The sequence below is a fragment of the Sinorhizobium garamanticum genome (assembly GCF_029892065.1).
GTDB lineage: Bacteria > Pseudomonadota > Alphaproteobacteria > Rhizobiales > Rhizobiaceae > Sinorhizobium > Sinorhizobium garamanticum.
Genome location: NZ_CP120373.1, coordinates 2,700,997 through 2,723,346, shown reverse-complemented (window position 1 = coordinate 2,723,346; position 22,350 = coordinate 2,700,997). Strand labels below are relative to the sequence as shown.

Below are 22,350 nucleotides of genomic sequence, written 5' to 3'. Positions count from 1 at the left end.
TCTCAGGCTACCTTTGCAAAATGGGCGGATTTCGGAGCGATAACACGGTTATCGAGCAGCTTCGTGGTGCCGAAGCGGACGAACAGCAAGAGCAGAACCGGCTTCTCGCCGATTTCCTCGATCGGCTCCAGCGTTTCCGGATCGCGCAGCGCGACGACCTCCGGCCGCGCCAGCGGCTCTGTCGACAGAAAGTCGATGACACCCTTCTCGACCGCCGCAGGATCGGTCACACCGCCGGCGATCAACCGTTCGGCCTCGCCCAGCGCCTTCGGTACGATCGCGGCGGCGCGACGCTCGTCGGCGGTCAGATAGACGTTGCGCGACGAACAGGCAAGGCCATCCGCCTCGCGCACCGTCGGCACGCCGATCACCGAGACGGGCTGCGCCAGATCATCGACCATGCGGCGGATGATCTGAAGCTGCTGGAAATCCTTCTCGCCGAAATAGGCACGGTCCGGCTGAACGATGTTGAAGAGCTTGGTGACGACCGTCGCGACGCCAGCGAAATGGCCGGGCCGAACCGAACCCTCGAGCTCCAAGCCAAGCTTCGGCAAGTCGACCACGGTCTCCATCGGACGCGGATACATGTCGGAAACACCAGGCGCGAAGAGAAAATCGACGCCGCCTTCGGCGAGCATTGCCTGGTCGCGGGCGAGATCGCGCGGATATTTGGCAAGATCCTCGTTCGGTCCGAACTGCAAGGGATTGACGAAGATGCTGGCGACGACCACGTCATTCTCACTGCGCGCGCGACGCACGAGTTCCATGTGGCCGACGTGAAGAAAACCCATGGTGGGGACCAAACCGATGCTCTTCCCCGCTCGCCGATGCTCGGCGAGAGCCGCGCGCAGTTCGGCGATGGTGGTGATCGTTTTCATCTTCGGACCCTCCAATCCGCCGGGGCACGGGGGTATGCGTACCCCGTTTCGCTGATATGGCCCATCGTGAGCCCCGCGAAAAGGCAACTGCACAAATTTTGGCTGCAAAGCTCTATCTTGTGCAGCGCAAAAAGACAAATGGAAATGGTGCGCGAAGCGGGATTGCAGTGGTCAAAAAGCGGACCGGATCACCGGTCTTCCCTTGATTTCAATCGAACTTGACGAGGTTCAGCGCCGGCAGCGGACCACCGGGAAACTGCATGAGCTTTCCGCCGACCGAGAGTGGGCCGAGATCGATGCCAAAGAAGCCGAGCCGGTCGATCAACCTGCCGACTTCCGCCTTGGCGGCGACGTCATCACCGGAGAAGAACAGCACGCGGCGGCCGCCTTCTGTCTCCGGATCGCCGGAGATGAGGTGTGGCTGCAAATGGTTGAAGGCCTTGACGACGCGCGCACCTGGGACGAGTTCGGCGAAGACCTCGCTCGAAAGCCGCCCCTTGAGCTCAGCGGGCTTGAAGAGCGGCGCCTCGATCGGGTTGTTCGCGTCGATGACGATCCGGCCGTTCCAATCCGGCAGACCGGAAAGCGCCTTGGACAGCTTCGACCAGTTAACGGCGACAAGCACCAGATCGGCGCTTGCGGCCTCTTCGCGCGTCCCCGCGGTGATATAAGGGGAGAGTTCTTCGGCCAGCTCTTTGAGGCTCTCCGGGCCACGGCTGTTGGAAATGACGGCCGGGATCTCCGCCCGGGCGAGTGCCCGGGCAACGGCCGATCCGATGTTGCCGGATCCGATAATACCGATGGACATGGCGACTTCCTTTCAATGTTGCGAGTCGCTGCAACCTCAGGCGGTGAGGCCACCGTCGGCGACGATGTCGGCACCCGTGACGAAGGCGGCCTCGGGGTTCATATCGGTGTCGGTCGGACCGGGACGCACCGTGTCGACGGTTATGCCACGCGGCCCGAGATCGCGTACCAGCCTGCGGTTAAGGCCGGCGCCTCCGCATGTCGAGCGAGGCGGTCGGAAACGCGGCGTAGCGCACCATCAAGCTGCCGGTATGGATAACGCGCCCACCCGCCTTCATGTTGCGCACCACACCGCCTCCTGCGTGACAACGAAGACGTCGTGACATCGACCGCAATCATTCGATTGTAATCCGCCTCGCGTCTTCTAGTCGATCGGACCACCGAGCGCGATACCGGCCCGATATCGGTCTGTTACGGCAACCACACGCTGCTTCCTGCCAATGCTCGCGTCCTCATCGATTTCGTCGCCGGTCACTTCAAGCGGCAGCGACTCGCAGAGCGTTTTGCCGGAAGCGTCGGTTGAACTGCGGGTTGAAAGCCACCGCGCGAGCACCAGTTAAAATTCGTTTCCGCCTGTCGGCTGGCGGAAACGCGCTTCGTCCTTGTTGCGTAGAAACCAACATCCTTCACGAGGAACATCCCATGCGCATGATTTTCGTAAACCTGCCCGTCAAAAACCTGGAGGCCTCCCGGACCTTCTTCTCCGCTCTCGGCTTTACCTTCAACGAGCAGTTTTCGGACGACACGGCCGCCTGCATGGTGATCGACGACAACATCTTCGCCATGCTGCTGACCGAGCCGAAATTCCGCAATTTCATCACCGGAGAGATCAGCGACACGGCCAAGGGAACGGAAGTCATCACCGCCCTTTCCGCCACAAGCCGCGCCGAGTGCGACGACATGCTCGCCAAAGCGCTCGCCGCCGGCGCCAAACCGTGGAAGCCGGCAATCGACTACGGCTCGATGTACGGAATCAGCTTCCAGGATCTCGACGGCCATGTCTGGGAATTCATGTGGATGGACATGACGGCCGAGCAGGCGGCGTAATCAGCCGCACCGGAAGCGAAGAATGCCGGCGGCGCGTAGGGTCAAGGCGTACCGCTCTCCCCTATTGTTTCCGCTGGCCTTTCCCTTTGCTCCGTCATCCTCGGGCTTGACCCGAGGATCCAGTCTCAAGCGGCCTCCGGATCGCGAGGCGCTGTCGGGCACCTTGTATTTGGATCCTCGGGTCAAGCCCGAGGATGACAGACGGGTAGCGTCCCGTGAATCCTGTACCGACAGAAGGGCCGACACGACGCCGCTGCCATCCGCGCCGTGAAAGACCCCAAGCGCTTCAAAGCCTAACGCTCTGAATCACCCGCCGATCAGCGCCAACCACTCGTCCTCGTCCATGGTCTGAATGCCAAATTCGCGGGCCTTGTCGAGCTTCGAGCCGGCACCCGGACCGGCGACGACGATGTCGGTCTTCTTCGACACGGACCCGGCCACCTTGGCGCCAAGGCTTTCGGCCTTGGCCTTCGCCTCGTCGCGCGTCATCTTTTCGAGCGAGCCGGTGAAGACCACCGTCTTGCCGGCGACCGGGCTGTCGGTCACGACCGGCATCTCCGCGCTTTCCGGCGTCACCTCCTCCAGTAGCCGCGAGACGACTTCGACATTGCGGGGCTCCTTGTAGAACTCGACGATGGCCCGGGCGACGACCTCGCCGATGCCGTCGATGCTGTTGAGCTCGTTCCAAGCGTCACCGGCAAAGCTGCCCGCCTCGACCATCGCCGCGCCAAAGTGATCGTAGCTGCCATAGGAGCGCGCGAGCAGCTTAGCGGTCGTCTCGCCGACATGGCGGATGCCAAGCGCATAGATGAAGCGGTGAAGCGCGATCTTGCGACGGTTCTTGATCGCCTCGAATAGCTTTCTGACGCTGACCTTTCCAAAACCCTCGATGTTTTCAAGCTTGGTGAGCGAGGCCTCCTGGCGACGCTCCAGCGTGAAGATCTCCGGTGCAGTGCGGATCCTCAAACTCTCGTCTTCGCTCTCGAAGAAGAATTCGATCTGTTTGGACCCAAGCCCCTCGATGTCGAAGGCATTGCGCGAGACGAAGTGTTTCAGGTGCTCGACCGCCTGCGCCCGGCAGACGAAGCCACCGGTGCAGCGGCGCACCGCGTCGACCCTGCCGGATTTCTCGTTGATGTCGCGCACCGCATGGCTGCCGCAGACAGGGCATGTGGTCGGAAACTTGTAGGGCTCGGCGCCTTCCGCACGTTCGTCCATAACCACGTCGACGATCTGCGGGATGACGTCCCCTGCCCGCTGGACGATGACCATGTCACCGATGCGGATATCGCGCCCTTCGCGGATCGGCTCGCCTCTGTTGCCGACACCGCGGATATAGTCCTCGTTGTGCAAGGTCGCGTTGGTCACCACGACGCCGCCGACGGTGATCGGTTCCAGCCGCGCCACCGGCGTCAGCGCGCCGGTGCGGCCGACCTGGATGTCGATGCCCTTGAGCCGGGTGAAGGCCTGCTCGGCCGGGAACTTGTGCGCCGTCGCCCATCGCGGCGAACGCGAGCGGAAGCCAAGGCGCGCCTGCAGGTCGAGCCGGTCGACCTTGTAGACGACGCCATCGATATCGTAGTCGAGATCGGGCCGCTCGCGTTCGATGTGGTGATAGTGCTCCAGCAATTCGTCCGCGGAATCAAAACGTTGAATCAGCGGATTGACCGGGAAGCCCCATGCCTTGAACGTCTCGACCATGCCAAGCTGCGTGTCGGCGGGCATCGCCGACATCTCGCCCCAGGCATAGGCGAAAAACCGGAGCTTGCGGCTCGCCGTCACCTTGGCGTCGAGCTGTCGGAGCGAGCCGGCGGCGGTGTTACGCGGGTTGACGTAGAGCGGCCTGCCCTGCGCCGCCATTTCTGTATTGAGCGCAGCGAAGTCCGACTTCGCCATGTAGATCTCGCCGCGCACCTCGACGACATCCGGGGCGTCGGCTGGAAGCCTCTGTGGGATCATGCCGATCGTGCGGACATTGGCAGTGACGTTCTCACCAGTCGTGCCGTCGCCGCGTGTCGCGGCCGTCACAAGCCGCCCGTTTTCATAGCGGAGCGACATCGAAAGCCCGTCGATCTTCGGCTCGGCAGTAAAGGCGATCGAATGGTCCGGAAGCCGCCCGAGAAAGCGATAGACGCCGGCGACGAAATCGCGGGCGTCTTCATCCGAAAACGTGTTGTCGAGCGACAGCATCGGCCGCGCATGGACGACCGGCTGGAAGGTGAGCGACGGGGCCGCACCAACTCTGCGCGAAGGGCTGTCCTCGCGGATGAGCGCGGGGAACCGCTCCTCGATCAGGTCGTTGCGCCGCTTCAGCGCGTCGTAATCAGCATCCGAAATTTCGGGGGCGTCCTGCCGATGATAAAGCGCATCGTGACGGGCAATCTCGCTCGCGAGAAAGGCGAGCTCCTCGGCCGCTTCCGATTCGGTCAACTGCTCGACGGGTTTTCTTTCACTCAGCATGGGCGACGACTCCGGATTCGAGAGTCGTTTTTACTGCATCATTCCTCGAATCGGAATCGATTTGACGACAAAATCATGCAGCGATTCAAGGTGCTACAGCGGTCTTTCGGCGTCCAGAAGACGCTCGGCGCTGTGGAGCGATGGGCAGGAACGAAAAGCGGCTGTGATCAGCCGTTGCCGGCGAGCAACCTTGCTGCTGCCGCCCTCGCCTCCTCGGTGATCGAGGCGCCGGCAAGCATACGGGCGATCTCTTCCATACGCGCCTTGTCGTCCATGCGCGCGACGCGAGTGGCGATCGTCTCGGATTTTTCCGCCGACGGACCCTTGGAAATCAAGAGATGCGTCGCCGCGCGTGCCGCCACCTGCGGCGCGTGGGTAACCGACAGCACCTGGACATTCTTGGAGAGGCGCTTCAGCCGCTGGCCGATGGCATCCGCGACCGCCCCGCCGACGCCGGTGTCGATTTCGTCGAAGACAAGCGTCGGCGCCGAGCCGCGATCGGCAAGCGCCACTTTCAGTGCCAACAGGAAGCGCGAGAGTTCGCCGCCGGAAGCGACCTTCATGATCGGCCCCGGCCGAGTGCCGGGGTTGGTCTGCACATGGAATTCGACGATGTCGATGCCGTCGGCGGTCGGTGACGACGGATCGCTCGCGACCTCAACCATGAAACGCGCCCGTTCGAGCTTCAGCGCCGGCAGCTCCGCCATCACGGCAGCCGAAAGCGCGTCCGCCGTATGGTGGCGCTTCTCGGAAAGCGACCGGGCCGCCGCGTCGAAAGCCGCCCTCGCCTCTCCTACCTGCACTTCCAACTGCTTCAACTTCTCTTCGCCGGCGTCCAAATCGGCGAGGTCCGCGATCATGCGAACTGCAAGCGCCGGCAGTTCGGTGACCGGGACCGAATATTTGCGGCTGGCAGCACGCAGCGCGAAGAGTCGCTCCTCGGCACGCTCCAGTTCCTTCGGATCGAATTCGGTGTTGCGGAGCGCCCGCTCCACCGCCATCTGGGCATCCGAAAGCTGGTTCAGCGCCCCATCCAGAAGCTCCACTGTCTCTTCGAGCAGCCCCGGAGCCTCGTGGCTCTTGCGCTCGAGCCGCCGGACCAGCGAGGCGATCAGCGGAACCGGCGAGGTATTGCCGTTCAGAAACTCGGAGGCCTCGCTGATGTCGCCGGCGATCCGCTCAGCCTTCATCATCCGCGCACGGGCTTCGGCCAGTTCCTCCTCTTCGCCGTCGCGCGGCGAAAGGATCTCCAGCTCTTCGACCGAGGAGCGCAGATAATCGGCTTCGCGTGCTGCCGCCTCGACGCGCTCGCGGTGTTTCTTGAGATTGCGTTCCGCGTCCCGCCAGCCGCGGTAAAGCGCGCCAACCTCTTCCGCCGCCTCCAATGTGCCGCCGAAGGCGTCAAGCAGCGCGCGGTGCGCATCGGTGTCGATCAGCGCCCGGTCATCATGCTGGCCGTGGATTTCAACGAGCGTCTGGCCGAGCTGCCGCATCAGTTGAACGCTGACGGGCTGGTCGTTGACGAAAGCTTTGGTGCGGCCGTCGGTCGACTGCACGCGGCGGAAAATCAGATCGCCATCGTCATCGATGCCGTTTTCGCGCAGCATCAGCCGCGCCGCGTGGCCGACCGGGACATCGAAGACCGCGGTCACCTGCCCCTTGTCCTCGCCGTGGCGCACGAGCGAGCCGTCGCCGCGGCCGCCGAGCGCCAGCGACAGGCTGTCGAGAAGGATGGATTTGCCGGCGCCGGTTTCGCCGGTCAGCACGGAAAGCCCGGCATCGAAGGTGAGGTCAAGCCGTTCGATCAGGACGATATCGCGGATCGAGAGCTGCGCGAGCATCCGGTTTCATATCTTCCTTGTCGAGCGCCGAGCAGGTCAGGCGCCGATGAGCCTCTTGCCTGCGCGCGCAATCCAGGACGTACCGCTTTCGCGCGGCTCAAGTCCGCCCGACTGCAGCAGTTTGAAGGAATCGGCATACCACTGGCTGTCCGGATAATTGTGCCCGAGCACCGCCGCCGCAGTCTGCGCTTCCGTGGTTACACCCATGGCGTAATAGGCCTCGACGAGTCGGGCAAGCGCTTCTTCGACCTGGTTCGTATTTGGATACTGCTCGATGACGACGCGGAACCGCGAAACGGCGGCAAGATATTCCTTGCGCTCGAGATAGTAGCGGCCGACCTGCATTTCCTTGCCGGCGAGTTGGTCACGGGCGAAGCGGATCTTCACTTGGGCATCCTCGACATAGTCCGAGTCCGGATATTTATCGACGACTGCCTGCATCGCCTCGATCGCCTTCGCGGCCGCCTTCTGGTCCTGGGTTACGGAGGGAATCTGCTTCGTATAAGCGAGGCCCTGAATATATTGCGCATAGGCCGCATCTTCCGATTGCGGGTAGAGGTTCAGGTAGCGGCTGGTGGCGTTGATCGCTTCCTGATATTGGCCGTTGCGGTAGGAGACGAAGGCGTTCATCACCAGCGCCTTGCGGGCGTATTCGGAGAATGGGTGCTGGCGGTCGAGCGCTTCGAACTTGCGCGCCGCTTCCGTCGTCTTGCCGGCATTGAGGTTGGCAAGGCCCTGATTGTAGAGAACCTCCGGCGGATCGGTTTCCGCCGTGAGCTTGGTGATATCAATATCCGGGTCGTTCTGGCAGGCTGTGATCAGGCTGCTGCCAACCACAGCCGCAACAACGACCGCGGCAACGCGCACTGATTTTCTCATGTCGAGCGAAACTGCAAGAACCATCGAATATTCCCGTTCCATTCGGCGGACCGCATCCCGCCAGCCTGCGCGTTTTAGAGCAAGTTGCCTCAAGATCGCAACGTCATGATCAGCAATTCATGCAAATTTGTGGCGGTATGCAGTGCTTTGCACGTTTTCCACGGATGAAAGCCGTCCAATACTTGGCACTGAAGCATATCTCGGCCCCCAAAATCGGCTTCCGGGAATCATCCGCACAATGAAAATGCCGGCCTTTCGGCCGGCGACTGGAGAAGAACAGAAGTTTATTGTTATGCGGACCAGGGCGCAAAGCCCGGAGCTGCGACGGCGACCATGTCGCGCGGGCGGATGCGCTGACGCGGGGTGGCCGTTTCGACGACCTCGTAGGCGGTGGGGTCGCTGAGCAGCGCCTTCAGCGCGTTCGCATTCATCTTGTGGCCGCCGCGATAGGAGCGATAGCAACCGATGAAGGGAGCGCCGGCCAGCGAGAGATCGCCGACGGCGTCAAGGGTCTTGTGGCGAACGAACTCGTCCGCATAGCGCAACCCCTCGACATTGACCACCGTGTTGTCGTCCGAGATCACCACCGAGTTTTCGAGGGACGAACCAAGCGCGAAGCCGCCGGCCCACAGCCGTTCGACGTCGCGCATGAAGCCGAAGGTGCGTGCGCGTGACAGTTCCCGCTTGAAGACCGAAGGTGTCATATCGCCCTTCCAGGCCTGACGGCCGATCAACGGGCAGTCGAAGTCGATCTCGACCTCGAAACGCATGCCGTCATAGGGCGTGAACTCCGACCAAGAAGCACCCGAGTCGATTCGCACCGGCTTGATGATGCGGATATAGCGGCGCTTGACGGCCAGCGCCCTCAGGCCCACCTGTTCGATCGCGTCGATGAAGGGCTCGGAGCTACCGTCCATGATCGGAATTTCGGCGCCGTGAACCTCGACGAGCAAGTTGTCGAGGCCGAGCGCGTAGATCGCGGCCATCACATGCTCGACCGTGGCGATCGACGTCGCCGGCGACAAGCCGAGAACCGTGCAGAGGTCGGTGTTGCCGACCTGCGAAGAGACGGCCCTGAACTCGGCAACGCGGCCGCCGGCGAGAACCCGCTGAAATACGATGCCGGCGTCGGCCTCGGCCGGATGGAAGGTGATCGACACTTCCGCGCCGGAATGGACGCCAATCCCCTTCAGCGTTACCGGGTTCGCAATCGTCGTCTGAAACCCGAGGAGCTCAATTCCCATTCTCGTCTTCACTTTCACTCAATGCGGCCCCGGCACTCGATAAGCCGTCGGCCAAACGCACGAGGGATGCAGCAATGTTCAAGGCGCAAGTCAGATGCCCGAGGATCCACGCCTGCTGGCCGAACCCTCGACTCTTCGAACTAACAGCGCCCGATCGAATCGTATGCGTCCCCAATTCCGATGCTGAAAATAAGATTTTGGAGGCACCATTCCAAATCACTGTTCGTTTCGCATTGTTACGCAATTGTCATGCGCGCAACACAAATTGCAAGCCATTGAAATAACGAGGAAAATCGAAAAATGCCCGGGCTGTCGCCCGGGCATTCGGCAAGGTGAAGGAACAGTCCTTCAAAATCAGTTCGACTGGCGGCGAAGGAATGCCGGGATTTCGAGCTGATCATCTTCGTGCGAGCGCGCCTGTGGCGTGGCGCGGCCGTGATCGTCGAGCTGACCGCGACGCGGTGCATAAAGGCTCGCTTCCGGCGAAAGCGGGCGGCGCTGCTGGGACGCAGCGCTCGGTGCTGCCGCCGTCATGTCGGCCGAGACGCCATGGTCGTCATCGTCGCGGCGGGAAAGCGAATTAGTGATTCGCTTCAGGAGCCCCATCGGGCCGCGCTCTTCCTGGTGAGCGGGGGCGGCATGCGCGCGGTGGTCGATCTCAGCCTTCACGACCGGCGGAAAATCCTCGACCTTCGGCATGCGCACCGGTTCGGCCTGCTGGCGCATGACCGGAGCAGGCTCGTGGCGGACCGGCTGCGGATGCACTTGCGGGTGGACCTGTGCCTGCACCGGCATTTCGACCGGACGCTGCACCGGCGGGGCCTGACGCACTACGGGAGCGGCCTCCACCGGGGCAGCACCGGCGAAAAGCTTGCTTTGGGGCCGAAAGGCTTCTTCCTGCACTTGCTGCACCGGCGCGGCAACCCGGGCACGGGTGGCGATATCGAGTTCGCGCTCCATCTCGGCTTCGCGGATTGCGAGCGCGATCTGGTCGACCGTGTTTTGCTGCTGCACCGGCTGAGCGACCGGCTGCGGCTGCGGTGCCGACGGCTGGTGCTGGGCAACCGGCTGCGACTGGGCCGGGACTGCGGCGGACGGGCGAACAATCGGCTTCGGCGCTACCGGACGAAAGTCAGCAGTGCGACCGGCCACCTCCGCGGCCGTGCGATCGATACCGGTTGCAACGACGGAAACGCGGATCAGGCCTTCGAGTTCTTCATCGAATGTGGCGCCAAGGATGATGTTGGCGTCCGGATCCACTTCCTCGCGGATGCGCGTTGCAGCCTCGTCGACCTCGAACAGCGTAAGGTCGCGACCGCCGGTGATGGAGATGAGCAGGCCTTGAGCGCCCTTCATCGAGGTTTCGTCGAGCAGCGGGTTGGCAATTGCGGCCTCGGCGGCAGCCATTGCGCGGCCTTCGCCCGATGCTTCGCCGGTGCCCATCATGGCGCGGCCCATTTCGCGCATCACCGAACGGACGTCGGCGAAGTCGAGGTTGATGAGGCCTTCCTTGACCATGAGGTCGGTGATGCAGGCAACGCCCGAATAGAGAACCTGGTCGGCCATGGCGAAGGCGTCCGCGAAGGTCGTCTTGTCATTGGCGATGCGGAAGAGGTTCTGGTTCGGGATGACGATCAGCGTGTCGACCGACTTCTGCAGTTCGGTAATGCCCTGATCGGCAAGCCGCATGCGGCGCTGGCCTTCGAAGTGGAAGGGCTTGGTGACGACACCGACGGTCAGGATGCCCTTGTTACGAGCCGCCTGGGCGACGATCGGAGCCGCGCCCGTGCCGGTGCCGCCGCCCATGCCGGCGGTGACGAAGCACATGTGCGTGCCGTTCAGGTGATCGATGATCTCGTCGATGCACTCCTCGGCGGCCGCGCGGCCGACTTCCGGCTGCGAGCCGGCGCCGAGACCTTCGGTGACCGCAACACCCATCTGGATGATTCGTTCAGCCTTGGTCATGGTGAGCGCCTGCGCGTCCGTGTTGGCGACGACGAAGTCAACGCCCTGCAGGCCCGCGGTGATCATGTTGTTGACGGCGTTGCCGCCGCCGCCGCCGACGCCGAATACCGTGATGCGGGGCTTCAGCTCGGTAATATCCGGCTTTTGCAAGTTGATGGTCATGTCACTGTTCCTTCTCGTTTTCTGGCCGCCTTGCCGAGCCGGCCAAATCTTTCAAAACTCAAACACCTGTTGCGTCCGACACCCTGCGGCATCGGCGAAGTTCAGAAACTCTCTTTCAGCCACTGCCCCACGCGGGCGATGCGGCTGTTGCCGCCGCCGAAGGTGGAGAACATGCCGCCATGGGCAGCATGGGTCTCGAGGTCGGCGACCTGCGGATAGATCATCAGTCCGACGGCCGTGGAGAAGGCCGGCCCCTTGGCGGCGGCCGGCAGGCCGGAGACGCCGAGCGGGCGACCGATGCGTACATTGCGGGCGAGAATGCGCCGCGCCGCTTCCGGCAGGCCGGTAAGCTGGCTGGCGCCGCCCGTCAGCACAATGCGTTTGCCGACGATCGGGCTGAAACCGGAGCGCTGGATGCGGTCGCGGATGAGCTCAAGCGTCTCCTCGATGCGGGCGCGAACGATGCGCGAAACCAGTGCCCGCGGCACATGGGTCGGCTGGTCGCGATCGTCCTCGCCGATTGGCGGGACGGAAACGATATCGCGCTCGTCGGCACTGTTCGGCAGCGCCGAACCGTGCACGACCTTGAGGCGCTCGGCATCCTCGATGCGCGTCGAAAGCCCGCGCGCAAGATCTGTGGTGACATGGTGACCGCCGAGGCTGACGGCGTCGGCGTGAACCAGCTTGCCTTCGGCAAAGACGGAAATCGTTGTCGTACCGCCGCCCATGTCGATGGCCGCGCAGCCAAGCTCCACCTCGTCGTCGACGAGTGCGGCGAGACCGCTGGCATAAGGCGTCGCAACGATGCCTTCGACCGAGAGATGGGCGCGGTTGACGCAGAGCTCGAGATTCTTAAGAGCCGCCCGTTCGACCGTCAGCACGTGCATATCCACGCCGAGGACGTCGCCGAACATCGCCAGCGGATCGCGGATGCCCCGCTCGCCGTCGAGCGAGAAGCCGGTCGGCAGCGAATGCAGGATCGCCCGGTCGGAGCGTTGCGACTGCTGCCCGGCGGCGGCGAGAACCTTCTTGAGATCGCTCGCATCGACTTCCTGCCCGCCGAGATCGATCGTCGCGGTGTAGACGTCGCTCTGCAGGCGGCCTGCAGAAACATTGACGATCAGACTGTCGATCGTCAGCCCCGCCATCCGCTCCGCAGCATCGACAGCAAGTCGGACGACACCTTCCGCCGCGTCGAGATCGGCGATGACGCCGTTCTTCACCCCGCGTGACTTCTGGTGGCCGATGCCGATGATTTCAATGTTGTGGGTGCGACCGGGCAGGATCTGGCTTTCGGCGCGCGGCGTCAGCCGGCCAATCATGCAGACTATCTTGGTCGAGCCGATGTCGAGCACCGAGACGACGTGCGACCGCTTGGACGACAGCGGCTTCAGGCGCGGAAGGCCGAAATTGGAAGAACCGAACAAACTCATATCCGCTTCTCCTGGGCTTTCAGCATCTTCTCCCTCGCCTTCAACGCGACTTCCCGCCGGGCAACGGCTTCCGGCGTCAATTGGACTGTGGTGCGGTCTTCAAGCCTCAGGTCGACGGCGGCGATATCGCGCTCGAGAAGCTGATGCTTCTCCTCCATCTCGGAGAGAACCGTCATCGCCCGCGCGACGTCGTCCTCCGGAAGCTTGACGATGATGCCGTTGTCGAGGCGCAGATCCCACCGCCGGCTGGAAACCCGCACGAAAGCCTTCACGCGCGAGCGGAACTCCGGCCAGCGGGAGAATTCGTCGTAGAAGCCGGCGGCCGCCGTCTCGGCATCGCGGCCGACGAACAGCGGCAGGGCGGCGAACTTGTTGTCCCGGAGCGGCGCGATGACACTGCCGCTACGCTCGATCAGCGACAGGTCGGAACCGTGCTGCCAGATACCGAAGGCCTTGCGTTCCTCGAGGTTCACCTCGATCGTGCCCGGATAGACCTTGCGCACAGTAACGTTCTGTACCCAGGGCAATTCGCTGATCAGCCTGCGCGCCTCGGCGATGTCGAGAGCGACGAGCGACGTCGCGCCATCGAGCCCGAGCTGCTGAAGAATATCGATCTCGGAGGTTTGCTCGTTGCCGGAAACCCGGACGTCCTCGATGGCAAAGCCGGCTGCGGTCGTCGAGGCCTGCGCGAAATTCTGCGTGTGGCCGCCGAGCGACATGCCGTAGAAGCCCGTTGCCGCGAAGAAGGCAGCGGCCGACAGGGTGCCGGTATGCGCCGGAAAGCGGATACGCCCGGTGCCGAGGCTGACCAGGAAACGGACGACCTTGCGCAATGGACGCGGCAGCACGAACGTCTCGTCCGCCTCAGCGGCGACGCCGAGCGGGTGACGCACCCTTCTGCCCTTTCTGCCCCTCAACGCAAACACGATGCGTCCTCCACCATCCACCTCAGAAACTCACCAAACTGAAGGCCCGCATGCTGCGCCATCTCGGGCACCAGGGAGGTCGGGGTCATGCCGGGCTGGGTATTGATTTCCAGCCAGATCAACTCGCCTTCGCCGGGACCACGATCATCGAAGCGGAAGTCGGATCGGCTGACGCCGCGGCAACCGATTGCCTGATGCGCCTTCAAAGCGAGTGTTTGTATTTTTTGGTAAATATTTGGTGAAATCTGCGCCGGAATGACGTGGCTTGAACCACCTTTTACGTATTTTGAATCATAATCGTAGAAGGCATGCCCCTGAGGAATGATCTCGGTGACGCCAAGGGCGATATCGCCCATGACGCCGCAAGTCAGCTCGCGGCCGGCGATGTAGCGCTCGACCATGACGCGGTCGCCGTAGCGCCATTCGCTGGACGCGATCACCTGTGGCGGATGCGACTGGTCTTCCTTGACGATCACGACGCCGAAGCTCGAACCTTCGCGAACCGGCTTGACCACATAGGGCGGCTTCATCGGGTGCTCGTTGCCGAATGTACGCCGGTCCGTGATCAGCGCCTCGGCAACCGGAATGCCGGAGGCCTTGGCAACGTGCTTGGCCTGCGCCTTGTCCATGGCGAGCGCCGAGGCGAGCACGCCGGAATGGGTATAGGGAATTTCCAGATACTCGAGGATGCCCTGGATCGTGCCGTCTTCGCCGAACGGACCATGCAGGGCGTTGAAGGCGACGTCCGGGCGCAGATCGGCGAGAACCGCGGCTACATCGCGCCCGACGTCCACGCGCGTGACGCGATAGCCTTCGGCTTCGAGGGCATCGGCGCAAGCAGCCCCGGAAGACAGGCTCACCGGCCTCTCCGAGGAAAATCCGCCCATCAGGACAGCAACATGCCTGCCGCTCATCAAAACCCCCAAACAATGCGCCACTATCACAATGCTTGCTTGCGTCTGGCTGATTCCGGCTGCCGAGTCACCGGCGACCGAACAGGGTCACTAGAACGGCATTATGGTTAATGAAGTGTTTACTTTGGTTAACTCTTCTCATGAAACGCATCAGGTTCGCCGCCGAAAAACGCCTACCGAAACAAGGTAATCAGACGCAACATCAGTGGCTTGCGCGACAGTGTTAAGAAAGGAGTGCAGAAGCCGGAAAAATAACGGGCAGGAATTCTGGAAAGGCGACGCGCCTTCCGCGAGCACACCCACGCCGGCCCTTAAACAGGATCGGAGGCACTCCTCGGTTGGGGCTGGCGCGTGCCCTTCATCGCCAACGTGCCGCGCTCATCACGCTCGTCTGCCTGCTGCTGTCGAAGGAAAACGACGTCTCCGGCTGACGGCAGCGGCAAGACAACGAAATGAAAAAGGGCCGCGACGGTAACCCCGTCGCGGCCCTTTCGTTTTCCTGTTTCCGGCTCAGGCGATGCCGCGGCCGAGGAATTCCTTGATCTCGTAGCCCGGCATGAAATTGCCGACACGCTTGATTTCCCATTCGAGGCGAACGCCGGAATGTTCCAGCACGCGGGAGCGCACCGTTTCACCGAGATATTCGAGCTCGTAGCCGGTCGCCTGCCCCGTGTTGATCATGAAATTGCAGTGGAGCGGCGACATCTGCGCACTGCCGAGCATCAGGCCGCGGCAACCCGCCTCGTCGATGAGCTTCCAGGCGGAATGGCCTTCCGGGTTCTTGAAGGTGGAGCCGCCGGTCTTCTCGCGGATCGGCTGCACCGTTTCGCGATGCTGGCGCACCGCGTCCATGTCGGTGCGGATCTTGTTCTTGTCTTCCGGATAGCCTTCGAAAATCGCATGCGTGAAGATCAGGTCCTTCGCCGCTGCAGTGTGACGATAGGAATAACCCATGTCGGCATTGCTCAGCACATGCTTCTTGCCCTTGCGGTCGACTGCATGGACCTCCACAACCCGCTCGCGCGTCTCGCCGCTGTTAGCACCGGCATTCATCCTGAGCGCCCCGCCGATCGAGCCCGGAATGCCGTAGTAGAAATAGAAACCGCCAATACCATGATCGAGCGCCATGGCGGCGATGTTCTTGTCCGGGCAGATGGCACCCGCTTTGATGCGGTTTTCGCCGACGAGTTCGAGATCGCCAAAACCCTTGGCGGAAAGGCGGATGACGACGCCAGGTATGCCGCCGTCGCGCACGAGCAGGTTGGAGCCGACGCCAATCACCATGACCGGCACGTCCTCCGGCACGAGCTTCAGGAACGTGACGAGATCGTCCGTGTCGTGCGGCTGGAACATGAGCTCGGCAAGCCCACCGGCGCGAAACCAGGTGACGCGGTCCATCGGGGCATCGGGCGTGATGCGTCCGCGCACCGCGCTGACGCCGCTTCCGAGCGCTTCGAGAAGTTTCTGGCCGTTAACCTGTTTCATGCTCAAATTCCTGAAATATTCGCGAGTTCCTTGGGCAGGGCCGCAGCCCAATAGGTAATGCTGCCGGCTCCCAAGAGAACCACAAAATCGCCCGGCTGCGCAATCTTCGAGACGATCGGCGCGATCGCCTCCTGCCCGGCGACGTTGCGCGCATCGCGATGCCCGGCAGCCTTGATGCGGTTGACGAGCGCTTCCGAATCCACGCCCTCGATCGCGTCTTCACCCGCCGCATAGACGGGCGCGATCAGGATCGTGTCCGCATCGTTGAAGCAGGAGGCGAAATCCTCGAAAAGGCTCGAAAGACGGCTGTAGCGATGCGGCTGGTGGACGGCGATGATCCGGCCCTGGCAGGCCTCGCGCGCCGCCTTCAACACCGCCTTGATCTCGACCGGGTGGTGGCCGTAGTCGTCGAAGATGCGCGCGCCGTTCCACTCGCCGGTGAGCGTGAAGCGACGCTTGACGCCACCAAAGGCGGCGAGCCCCTTCGCGATATCCTCCGTCTTCATGCCGAGGCGCTGAGCGACGGCAATAGCGGCCGTCGCATTGGAAACGTTGTGGCGGCCGGGCATCGGTAGCCGTAGGTCCTTCATCGTGATTACCTGGCCGGTGCGGCGGCGGCGAATCTCGATATCGAAGACCGAGGTCGCGCCGTCCATGCGGATATTGTGGTAGCGCACGTCGGCCTGCGGGTTCTCGCCATAGGTCACGACCTTGCGGTCCTCGATCTTGGCAACCATTGCCTGCACCTCGGGGTGATCGAGGCAGAGCACGCCAAAGCCATAGAACGGCACATTCTCGACAAACTGCCGGAAGGCGGAACGCACGGCGTCGAAATTGCCATAGTGATCGAGATGTTCGGGGTCGATATTGGTGACGACTGCGATGTCGGCGGGCAGCTTCAGGAAGGTGCCATCAGACTCGTCCGCCTCGACCACCATCCATTCGCCGGCGCCCATGCGCGCATTCGTGCCGTAGGCATTGATGATGCCGCCATTGATGACCGTCGGATCGAGCCCGCCGGCATCGAGCAGCGCCGCGATCATCGAGGTCGTCGTCGTCTTGCCGTGCGTACCGCCGATGGCGATTGCGTTGCGGAAGCGCATGAGTTCGGCCAGCATTTCGGCGCGCCGCACCACAGGCAGGAACTTCTCGCGCGCGGCGATCAGTTCGGGATTGTCCTTCTTGATGGCCGTCGAGACGACGACAACTTCGGCATCGCCGAGGTTTTCAGCCTTGTGGCCGACGGAGATCTTGATGCCCTTCTCGCGAAGGCGCTGCACGTTGGCGCTGTCCGACTGATCCGACCCCTGCACCCGGTGCCCGAGATTGTGCAGCACCTCTGCAATGCCGCTCATGCCGATGCCGCCGATACCGATGAAATGTACGAGCCCGATCGTCTTCGGCATTTTCATGAGCGTGTTTCCTTGAATTTCTCGACTGTCAAACCGCTGGCAATAGCCTCTACGAGAGACGCAAGCAAGCGCGCGGCGTCCGGTTTGCCGGTTTCGCGGGCACTGGCGGCCATCTGCGCCAGGGACTGTGGATTGTTCATGGCATCGGCGAGGATACCCGCAAGCCGTTCGGAGCTGAGCTCGGCCTGCGCGATCACGCGGGCACCGCCCTTGGCCGCGAGTGCGGCCGCATTCGCCGCTTGATCGTGATCGAGCGCATAGGGATAGGGCACGAGGATCGCCGGCCTGCCGATCACGGCGAGCTCGGACACCGTCGATGCGCCAGAGCGGCAGACGATGAGCTGGGCGGCTGCTATCCGCGCCGCCATGTCGTTGAAGAAGGGAGAGACCTCCGCCGAAACGCCGAGTTTGTCGTAGGCAGCGATAACGCCTTCCCGGTCCTCGGAGCGTGCCTGCTGCGTGACCCGCACGCGCTGGCGCGCGGCGTCGTCCAGACGGCAGATCGCCTGCGGGATCGCCTGCGAGAAATATTGCGCGCCCTGGCTGCCGCCGAAGACCACCAGATGGAACGGCGCGTCGCCTGCCGAAACCGCATAGGGCGCGCCCGCCGCTCCGAGCACGGCCGGACGAACGGGATTGCCGGTCGTCACCGTTTTCGTCGCGAAAACCCCGGTGCCTTCGGGAAGAAAGCCCCCGGCGATTGCCTGCACGCGTGAGGCCAGCATCTTGTTGGCCCGTCCCATCACCGCATTCTGCTCGTGGATCATAGACGGCACGCCCATGCCGGTCGCTGCGAGCAGCGGCGGTACCGTCGGATAGCCCCCGAAGCCGATCACCGCCTTCGGTTTCAGGCGCGCGATCAGCCGCCGCGATGCGCGCAAGCCGGTCCAGAGCTTCCAGACCGATCGCGCCAGTTTGACCGGGTTCTTCGAGCCGATCGTCGCCGAAGGTACGATGTGGATTTCGTCGGCCGGAAACCTGCCGGCAAAGCGCTCGGCGCGGCTGTCCGTCACCAGATGCACGGCGTAGCCGGACGCTTTCAACTCATGCGCCAGCGCTTCGGCGGGAAAGAGATGGCCGCCGGTGCCCCCGGCGGCAAGAAGAACGATACCTTTGCTCATGACTTACTCCGCCGGCATTCCGACACCGGATCGAAACAGGCTGCGCTCCACGGCGCGCTTTTCCGGCCGGTGGCGCGTCAAAGCCAGGATGAATCCGGCCGTCACGCAGATCGCCACCATCGAGGAGCCGCCATAGGAAATCAGCGGCAGGGTCATGCCCTTGGCCGGAAGCAGTTCGAGGTTCACACCGATATTGATCATCGACTGGATGCCAAGTTGCAGCACAAGACCGGCGACGGCAAAGCGGTTGAAATCGTTCCGCTCGCGGAAAGCATGGCTGAGACCGCGCATGACGAGGAAGGAAAAGATCAGCACGATGGCCATGCAGAAAACGATGCCGAACTCTTCCGCCGCGACGGAAAAGACGAAGTCGGTGTGGCTGTCGGGAATGATGCGCTTGACGACGCCCTCTCCCGGGCCGCGGCCCAACCAGTCGCCGCGAATGATCGCTTCACGGGCCGTGTCCACCTGGAAGGTATCGCCCTCGCCGGTCAGGAACCGGTCGATACGGCCGGCGACGTGCGGCAGCATGGTATAGGCGACGAAGAAACCGCCGACCGCGGCGCCCGCAAGCACGATGATCCAGAGCCACGGCATGCCGGCCATGAAGAACATGCCCCCCCAGACCGCCGTGGTCAGGATGGTCTGGCCAAGGTCCGGCTGGGCGACAAGAAGCGCACCGACGATGCCGAACAGCAGGATGGCGAAAAGATTGCCTGGGATTTCCGGCTGCCGTGCGTGCTCGGAGAAAAGCCAGGCGCAGACGACCACGAAGGCCGGTTTCATGAACTCCGAGGGCTGAATCGAGATGCCGGCGATCGATATCCAGCGCAGCGAGCCCTTGACCTCCTGACCGACGAAGAGAACCAGCACCATCATCCCGAGCGAGATGCCGAGCAGGATGATCGCTGTGCGCCTGACCTGGCGTGGCGAAAGGAAGGAGATGCCGACCATCACTGCGAGCGACGGCAAGAGGAAGAGCGCGTGACGCTTGACGAAGTGGAAGCTGTCGAGGCCGAGCCGTTCGGCAACCGGCGGGCTCGCCGCGAAGGACAGCATGAAGCCGACGCCCATCAGGAGGATGAAGGTCGCCAGAAAAAACCTGTCGATCGTCCAGAACCAGTCGGCCACGGGGCCACGTTCGGCTCGGCTTACCATCTGTCTGTCCCCTTTTTCGGCGCAGGTCTGCGCCAACGTCTATCGTTCAGGCCCGACTCCGCTCGTCAGACGAGCATGGTCACGCCTTCGAGTGCCGCCACATGCCCGACAAAGGCATCTCCACGCACCTCGAAATTCTTGTACTGGTCGAAGCTTGCGCAAGCCGGGGAGAGCATTACGGCCGAAGGCCCTCCCTCGTCCCGTGCCGCATCCGCCGCCGCATGGGCGACCGCCTTCTCCAGCGTTCCGGAAATCTCAAAGGGCACGGCCTCGCCGAGCGTCGCTGCGAACGCCGGTGCAGCCTCACCGATCAGATAGGCCTTGACGATCTTCGGGAAGAACGGCGCCAGCGACGTGATGCCGCCCTCCTTCGGCAGACCGCCGGCGATCCAGTAAATCCGATCGTAGCTCGACAGCGCTGGCGCCGCAGCTTCCGCATTGGTCGCCTTGCTGTCGTTGACGAAGACGACGTCACCTTTCTTCCCGACCGGCTGCATCCGGTGTTTCAGCCCCGGGAAGCTGCGAAGCCCATCGACGATGTCCTTCTCGGCGACGCCGACCGCGAGGCAAGCGGCAATCGCGGCGGCCGCATTCTGAGCATTATGCCCGCCGCGCAGTGTCTGGATGCCTTCAAGGTCGGTGAACAGCGAAGACGTGCCGCCGCTCGCGCGCATCAGTTGCGAGCCTTCGGCGTAAAATCCGTTGCCAAGCACATTCCGACGCGAAATGCGCACGACCTTGGTTCCGGCGCGCTCCACCCGGTCGGCGATCAGGCTCGAGAAGCTGTCGTCGACGCCAACGATCGCCGTGCCGCTTCCAGCCACCAGCCGTTCCTTGATATTGGCATAGTGCTGCATCGTGCCGTGACGGTCCAAATGGTCCGGCGTGAGATTGAGCAGGACGCCGGCCGTGGACTCAAGCGTCGGCGCAAGATCGATCTGATAGGAGGAGCATTCCACCACGTAGAAGCGCCCGGCCTTCGGCGGATCGAGCGTCAGCACCGCAGTGCCGATATTGCCGCCAAGCTGGGTGTCCCGCCCGCTTTCTCTCAGGATATGGGCGATCAGCGCCGTCGTGGTCGACTTGCCGTTGGTGCCGGTGATGGCGATGAAGGGGCAATCGGGAGCATACGCCCGACGTTCACGCACGAACAGTTCTACGTCGCCGATGATCTCGACGCCGGCCTGGCGGGCGAGATCGACTGTCCAATGCGGCTTCGGATGCGTCAGCGGCACGCCGGGAGAGAGCACGAAGGTGGCGAAGGCAGACCAGTCGACGCTGCGCAAATCGGCCGTCGAAAGCCTCGCGGCCGCAGCCTTGGCGACGCTGTCCGGATTGTCGTCCCAGGCGACGACCTCCGCCCCGCCCGCGACCAGCGCTTGCGCCGTTGCGAGACCGGAACCGCCGAGCCCGAAGAGTGCGACCTTCTTGTCCTTGAATGTGGTGACCGGAATCATCGCGCATTACCTGAGCTTCAGCGTCGATAGGCCGATCATCGCGAGGATGACGGCGATGATCCAGAAGCGGATCACCACCTGGCTTTCCGTCCAGCCCTTCTTTTCGAAGTGATGGTGAATCGGCGCCATGAGGAACACCCGGCGGCCGGTGCGCTTGAACCAGAAGACCTGGATGATCACGGACAGCGTCTCCATGACGAAGAGACCGCCGACGATGATCATCACGACTTCGTGCTTCGTGGCAACGGCAACCGTGCCGATGAGGCCGCCGAGCGCCAGCGAGCCCGTATCGCCCATGAAGATCGCGGCGGGCGGTGCGTTGAACCAGAGGAAGCCGAGGCCCGCGCCGATGACGGCGCCGAGGATCACGGCGAGTTCGCCGGTGCCGGGCACGAAATGGATCTGCAGATAGTTGGCGAAGACGGCGTTACCGGCGAGATAGGCGATGAGCCCGAAGGCAGCCGACGCGATCATCACCGGCACGATGGCAAGGCCGTCGAGACCGTCCGTCAGGTTCACGGCATTGCCCGCACCGACGATGACGAAACCGCCGAAAAGCACGAAGAAATAGCCGAGATTGAGCATCAGGTCCTTGAAGAAGGGGAAAGTCACCGAAGAACCGAAGGTGGAGCCGGCGGTCCCCGCCGAAAGCGCCGCCTGCATCATGAAGAAGACGGCGATCGCCGCGATCACGAATTCAATGCCAAGACGCGCCTTGCCTGAAAAGCCCTTGTCCGACTGCTTGGTCACCTTGAGATAGTCGTCGTAGAAGCCGATCGCGCCGAAGCCCAGCGTCACCAGGAGGGTCGAAACGACATAGACGCTCGAAAGATCGGCCCACAGCAGCGACGAGACGACGATACCGGCGAGGATCATCAGGCCGCCCATGGTCGGCGTACCAGCCTTCTTGAAGTGGGTCTGCGGACCATCGGCGCGGATCGGCTGGCCCTTGCCCTGGCGGATGCGAAGCGATGCGATCATCGCCGGGCCGAACAGGAAGACGATCAGGGCGGAAGTGAAGAGAGCTGCACCCGTGCGGAAGGTGATGTAGCGAAAGAGATTGAAGAATTGAAAGTGGTCCGCCAGTTCCACGAGCCAGATCAGCATAAGGGACCTTTCCCCAAAGGTTTAGAATCGGACATCGTCCAACAGAATCGTCTG

At 62.9% G+C, this 22,350-nt stretch carries 17 protein-coding genes; 1 reads left to right on the top strand and 16 read right to left on the bottom strand.

Annotated features, from left to right (window positions below; genetic code table 11):
• Nucleotides 1-2 precede the first annotated feature (2 nt).
• A complete protein-coding gene (gene panC, locus PZN02_RS12610) occupies nucleotides 3-878 on the bottom strand; it encodes a pantoate--beta-alanine ligase (RefSeq protein WP_280658325.1) in 876 nt (291 codons plus the stop codon).
• Nucleotides 879-1,086: 208 nt separating this feature from the next.
• Nucleotides 1,087-1,686, bottom strand: coding sequence for an NADPH-dependent F420 reductase (locus PZN02_RS12605; protein ID WP_280658324.1), 600 nt, complete (start codon nucleotides 1,684-1,686; stop codon nucleotides 1,087-1,089).
• Between the two features lie 641 nt (nucleotides 1,687-2,327).
• Between PZN02_RS12605 and PZN02_RS12595 the strand changes: the two genes are divergently transcribed.
• Nucleotides 2,328-2,732, top strand: a complete 405-nt coding sequence (locus PZN02_RS12595; RefSeq protein ID WP_280658323.1) for a VOC family protein — start codon at nucleotides 2,328-2,330, stop codon at nucleotides 2,730-2,732.
• A 306-nt stretch (nucleotides 2,733-3,038) separates the two neighbouring features.
• Here the strand turns inward: PZN02_RS12595 and ligA are convergent, their stop codons facing one another.
• The 14 genes from ligA to mraY all read right to left on the bottom strand — a co-directional run bounded on the left by ligA (nucleotide 3,039) and on the right by mraY (nucleotide 22,296).
• Nucleotides 3,039-5,192 (bottom strand): NAD-dependent DNA ligase LigA, encoded by a 2,154-nt coding sequence (gene ligA / locus PZN02_RS12590; protein ID WP_280658322.1) that lies wholly within the window; start codon nucleotides 5,190-5,192, stop codon nucleotides 3,039-3,041.
• Nucleotides 5,193-5,359: 167 nt separating this feature from the next.
• Entirely contained in the window at nucleotides 5,360-7,033 is a 1,674-nt protein-coding gene (gene recN, locus PZN02_RS12585) for a DNA repair protein RecN (protein WP_280658321.1), read from the bottom strand.
• 36 nt (nucleotides 7,034-7,069) lie between these two features.
• Nucleotides 7,070-7,936, bottom strand: coding sequence for an outer membrane protein assembly factor BamD (locus PZN02_RS12580; protein ID WP_280658320.1), 867 nt, complete (start codon nucleotides 7,934-7,936; stop codon nucleotides 7,070-7,072).
• A 266-nt stretch (nucleotides 7,937-8,202) separates the two neighbouring features.
• On the bottom strand, nucleotides 8,203-9,156 hold the full coding sequence (gene lpxC / locus PZN02_RS12575) for a UDP-3-O-acyl-N-acetylglucosamine deacetylase (RefSeq protein WP_280658319.1): 954 nt from the start codon (nucleotides 9,154-9,156) through the stop codon (nucleotides 8,203-8,205).
• A 354-nt stretch (nucleotides 9,157-9,510) separates the two neighbouring features.
• A complete protein-coding gene (gene ftsZ / locus PZN02_RS12570) occupies nucleotides 9,511-11,283 on the bottom strand; it encodes a cell division protein FtsZ (protein WP_280658318.1) in 1,773 nt (590 codons plus the stop codon).
• Nucleotides 11,284-11,384: 101 nt separating this feature from the next.
• Nucleotides 11,385-12,716, bottom strand: a complete 1,332-nt coding sequence (gene ftsA, locus PZN02_RS12565) for a cell division protein FtsA (RefSeq protein ID WP_280658317.1) — start codon at nucleotides 12,714-12,716, stop codon at nucleotides 11,385-11,387.
• Entirely contained in the window at nucleotides 12,713-13,642 is a 930-nt protein-coding gene (ftsQ, locus tag PZN02_RS12560) for a cell division protein FtsQ (RefSeq protein WP_280658316.1), read from the bottom strand. The genes ftsA and ftsQ overlap by 4 nt, the downstream gene beginning before the upstream one ends.
• Nucleotides 13,630-14,556 carry a D-alanine--D-alanine ligase gene (locus PZN02_RS12555; RefSeq protein ID WP_280658315.1) on the bottom strand — a complete coding sequence of 309 codons (927 nt, stop codon included), beginning with the start codon at nucleotides 14,554-14,556 and terminating at the stop codon, nucleotides 13,630-13,632. Before PZN02_RS12555 ends, ftsQ begins: the two co-directional genes overlap by 13 nt.
• Nucleotides 14,557-15,066: 510 nt before the next feature.
• The gene (murB, locus tag PZN02_RS12550; protein WP_280658314.1) at nucleotides 15,067-16,041 is read right to left on the bottom strand and encodes a UDP-N-acetylmuramate dehydrogenase; all 975 of its coding nucleotides are present in this window, start codon (nucleotides 16,039-16,041) and stop codon (nucleotides 15,067-15,069) included.
• A gap of 2 nt (nucleotides 16,042-16,043) precedes the next feature.
• The gene (gene murC, locus PZN02_RS12545; RefSeq protein ID WP_280658313.1) at nucleotides 16,044-17,453 is read right to left on the bottom strand and encodes a UDP-N-acetylmuramate--L-alanine ligase; all 1,410 of its coding nucleotides are present in this window, start codon (nucleotides 17,451-17,453) and stop codon (nucleotides 16,044-16,046) included.
• On the bottom strand, nucleotides 17,450-18,574 hold the full coding sequence (gene murG, locus PZN02_RS12540) for an undecaprenyldiphospho-muramoylpentapeptide beta-N-acetylglucosaminyltransferase (RefSeq protein WP_280658312.1): 1,125 nt from the start codon (nucleotides 18,572-18,574) through the stop codon (nucleotides 17,450-17,452). Before murG ends, murC begins: the two co-directional genes overlap by 4 nt.
• A 3-nt stretch (nucleotides 18,575-18,577) precedes the next feature.
• Nucleotides 18,578-19,732: a putative lipid II flippase FtsW gene (gene ftsW, locus PZN02_RS12535; protein WP_280658311.1), complete on the bottom strand. Its 1,155-nt coding sequence runs from the start codon at nucleotides 19,730-19,732 to the stop codon at nucleotides 18,578-18,580.
• 65 nt (nucleotides 19,733-19,797) lie between these two features.
• Nucleotides 19,798-21,189, bottom strand: a complete 1,392-nt coding sequence (gene murD / locus PZN02_RS12530; RefSeq protein WP_280658310.1) for a UDP-N-acetylmuramoyl-L-alanine--D-glutamate ligase — start codon at nucleotides 21,187-21,189, stop codon at nucleotides 19,798-19,800.
• A gap of 6 nt (nucleotides 21,190-21,195) precedes the next feature.
• Nucleotides 21,196-22,296, bottom strand: coding sequence for a phospho-N-acetylmuramoyl-pentapeptide-transferase (mraY, locus tag PZN02_RS12525; RefSeq protein ID WP_280658309.1), 1,101 nt, complete (start codon nucleotides 22,294-22,296; stop codon nucleotides 21,196-21,198).
• Between the last annotated feature and the right edge of the window lie 54 nt (nucleotides 22,297-22,350).

What these genes read in the sequence shown, in the direction of transcription:
- ftsZ (WP_280658318.1), bottom strand. Translation starts at nt 11,283, where the DNA reads ATGACCATCAACTTGCAAAAGCCGGATATTACCGAGCTGAAGCCCCGC.
- PZN02_RS12595 (WP_280658323.1), top strand. Translation starts at nt 2,328, where the DNA reads ATGCGCATGATTTTCGTAAACCTGCCCGTCAAAAACCTGGAGGCCTCC.
- murG (WP_280658312.1), bottom strand. Translation starts at nt 18,574, where the DNA reads ATGAGCAAAGGTATCGTTCTTCTTGCCGCCGGGGGCACCGGCGGCCAT.
- PZN02_RS12605 (WP_280658324.1), bottom strand. Translation starts at nt 1,686, where the DNA reads ATGTCCATCGGTATTATCGGATCCGGCAACATCGGATCGGCCGTTGCC.
- murC (WP_280658313.1), bottom strand. Translation starts at nt 17,453, where the DNA reads ATGAAAATGCCGAAGACGATCGGGCTCGTACATTTCATCGGTATCGGC.
- recN (WP_280658321.1), bottom strand. Translation starts at nt 7,033, where the DNA reads ATGCTCGCGCAGCTCTCGATCCGCGATATCGTCCTGATCGAACGGCTT.
- PZN02_RS12580 (WP_280658320.1), bottom strand. Translation starts at nt 7,936, where the DNA reads ATGGTTCTTGCAGTTTCGCTCGACATGAGAAAATCAGTGCGCGTTGCC.
- panC (WP_280658325.1), bottom strand. Translation starts at nt 878, where the DNA reads ATGAAAACGATCACCACCATCGCCGAACTGCGCGCGGCTCTCGCCGAG.
- mraY (WP_280658309.1), bottom strand. Translation starts at nt 22,296, where the DNA reads ATGCTGATCTGGCTCGTGGAACTGGCGGACCACTTTCAATTCTTCAAT.
- ligA (WP_280658322.1), bottom strand. Translation starts at nt 5,192, where the DNA reads ATGCTGAGTGAAAGAAAACCCGTCGAGCAGTTGACCGAATCGGAAGCG.
- lpxC (WP_280658319.1), bottom strand. Translation starts at nt 9,156, where the DNA reads ATGGGAATTGAGCTCCTCGGGTTTCAGACGACGATTGCGAACCCGGTA.
- murD (WP_280658310.1), bottom strand. Translation starts at nt 21,189, where the DNA reads ATGATTCCGGTCACCACATTCAAGGACAAGAAGGTCGCACTCTTCGGG.
- PZN02_RS12555 (WP_280658315.1), bottom strand. Translation starts at nt 14,556, where the DNA reads ATGAGCGGCAGGCATGTTGCTGTCCTGATGGGCGGATTTTCCTCGGAG.
- murB (WP_280658314.1), bottom strand. Translation starts at nt 16,041, where the DNA reads ATGAAACAGGTTAACGGCCAGAAACTTCTCGAAGCGCTCGGAAGCGGC.
- ftsA (WP_280658317.1), bottom strand. Translation starts at nt 12,716, where the DNA reads ATGAGTTTGTTCGGTTCTTCCAATTTCGGCCTTCCGCGCCTGAAGCCG.
- ftsW (WP_280658311.1), bottom strand. Translation starts at nt 19,732, where the DNA reads ATGGTAAGCCGAGCCGAACGTGGCCCCGTGGCCGACTGGTTCTGGACG.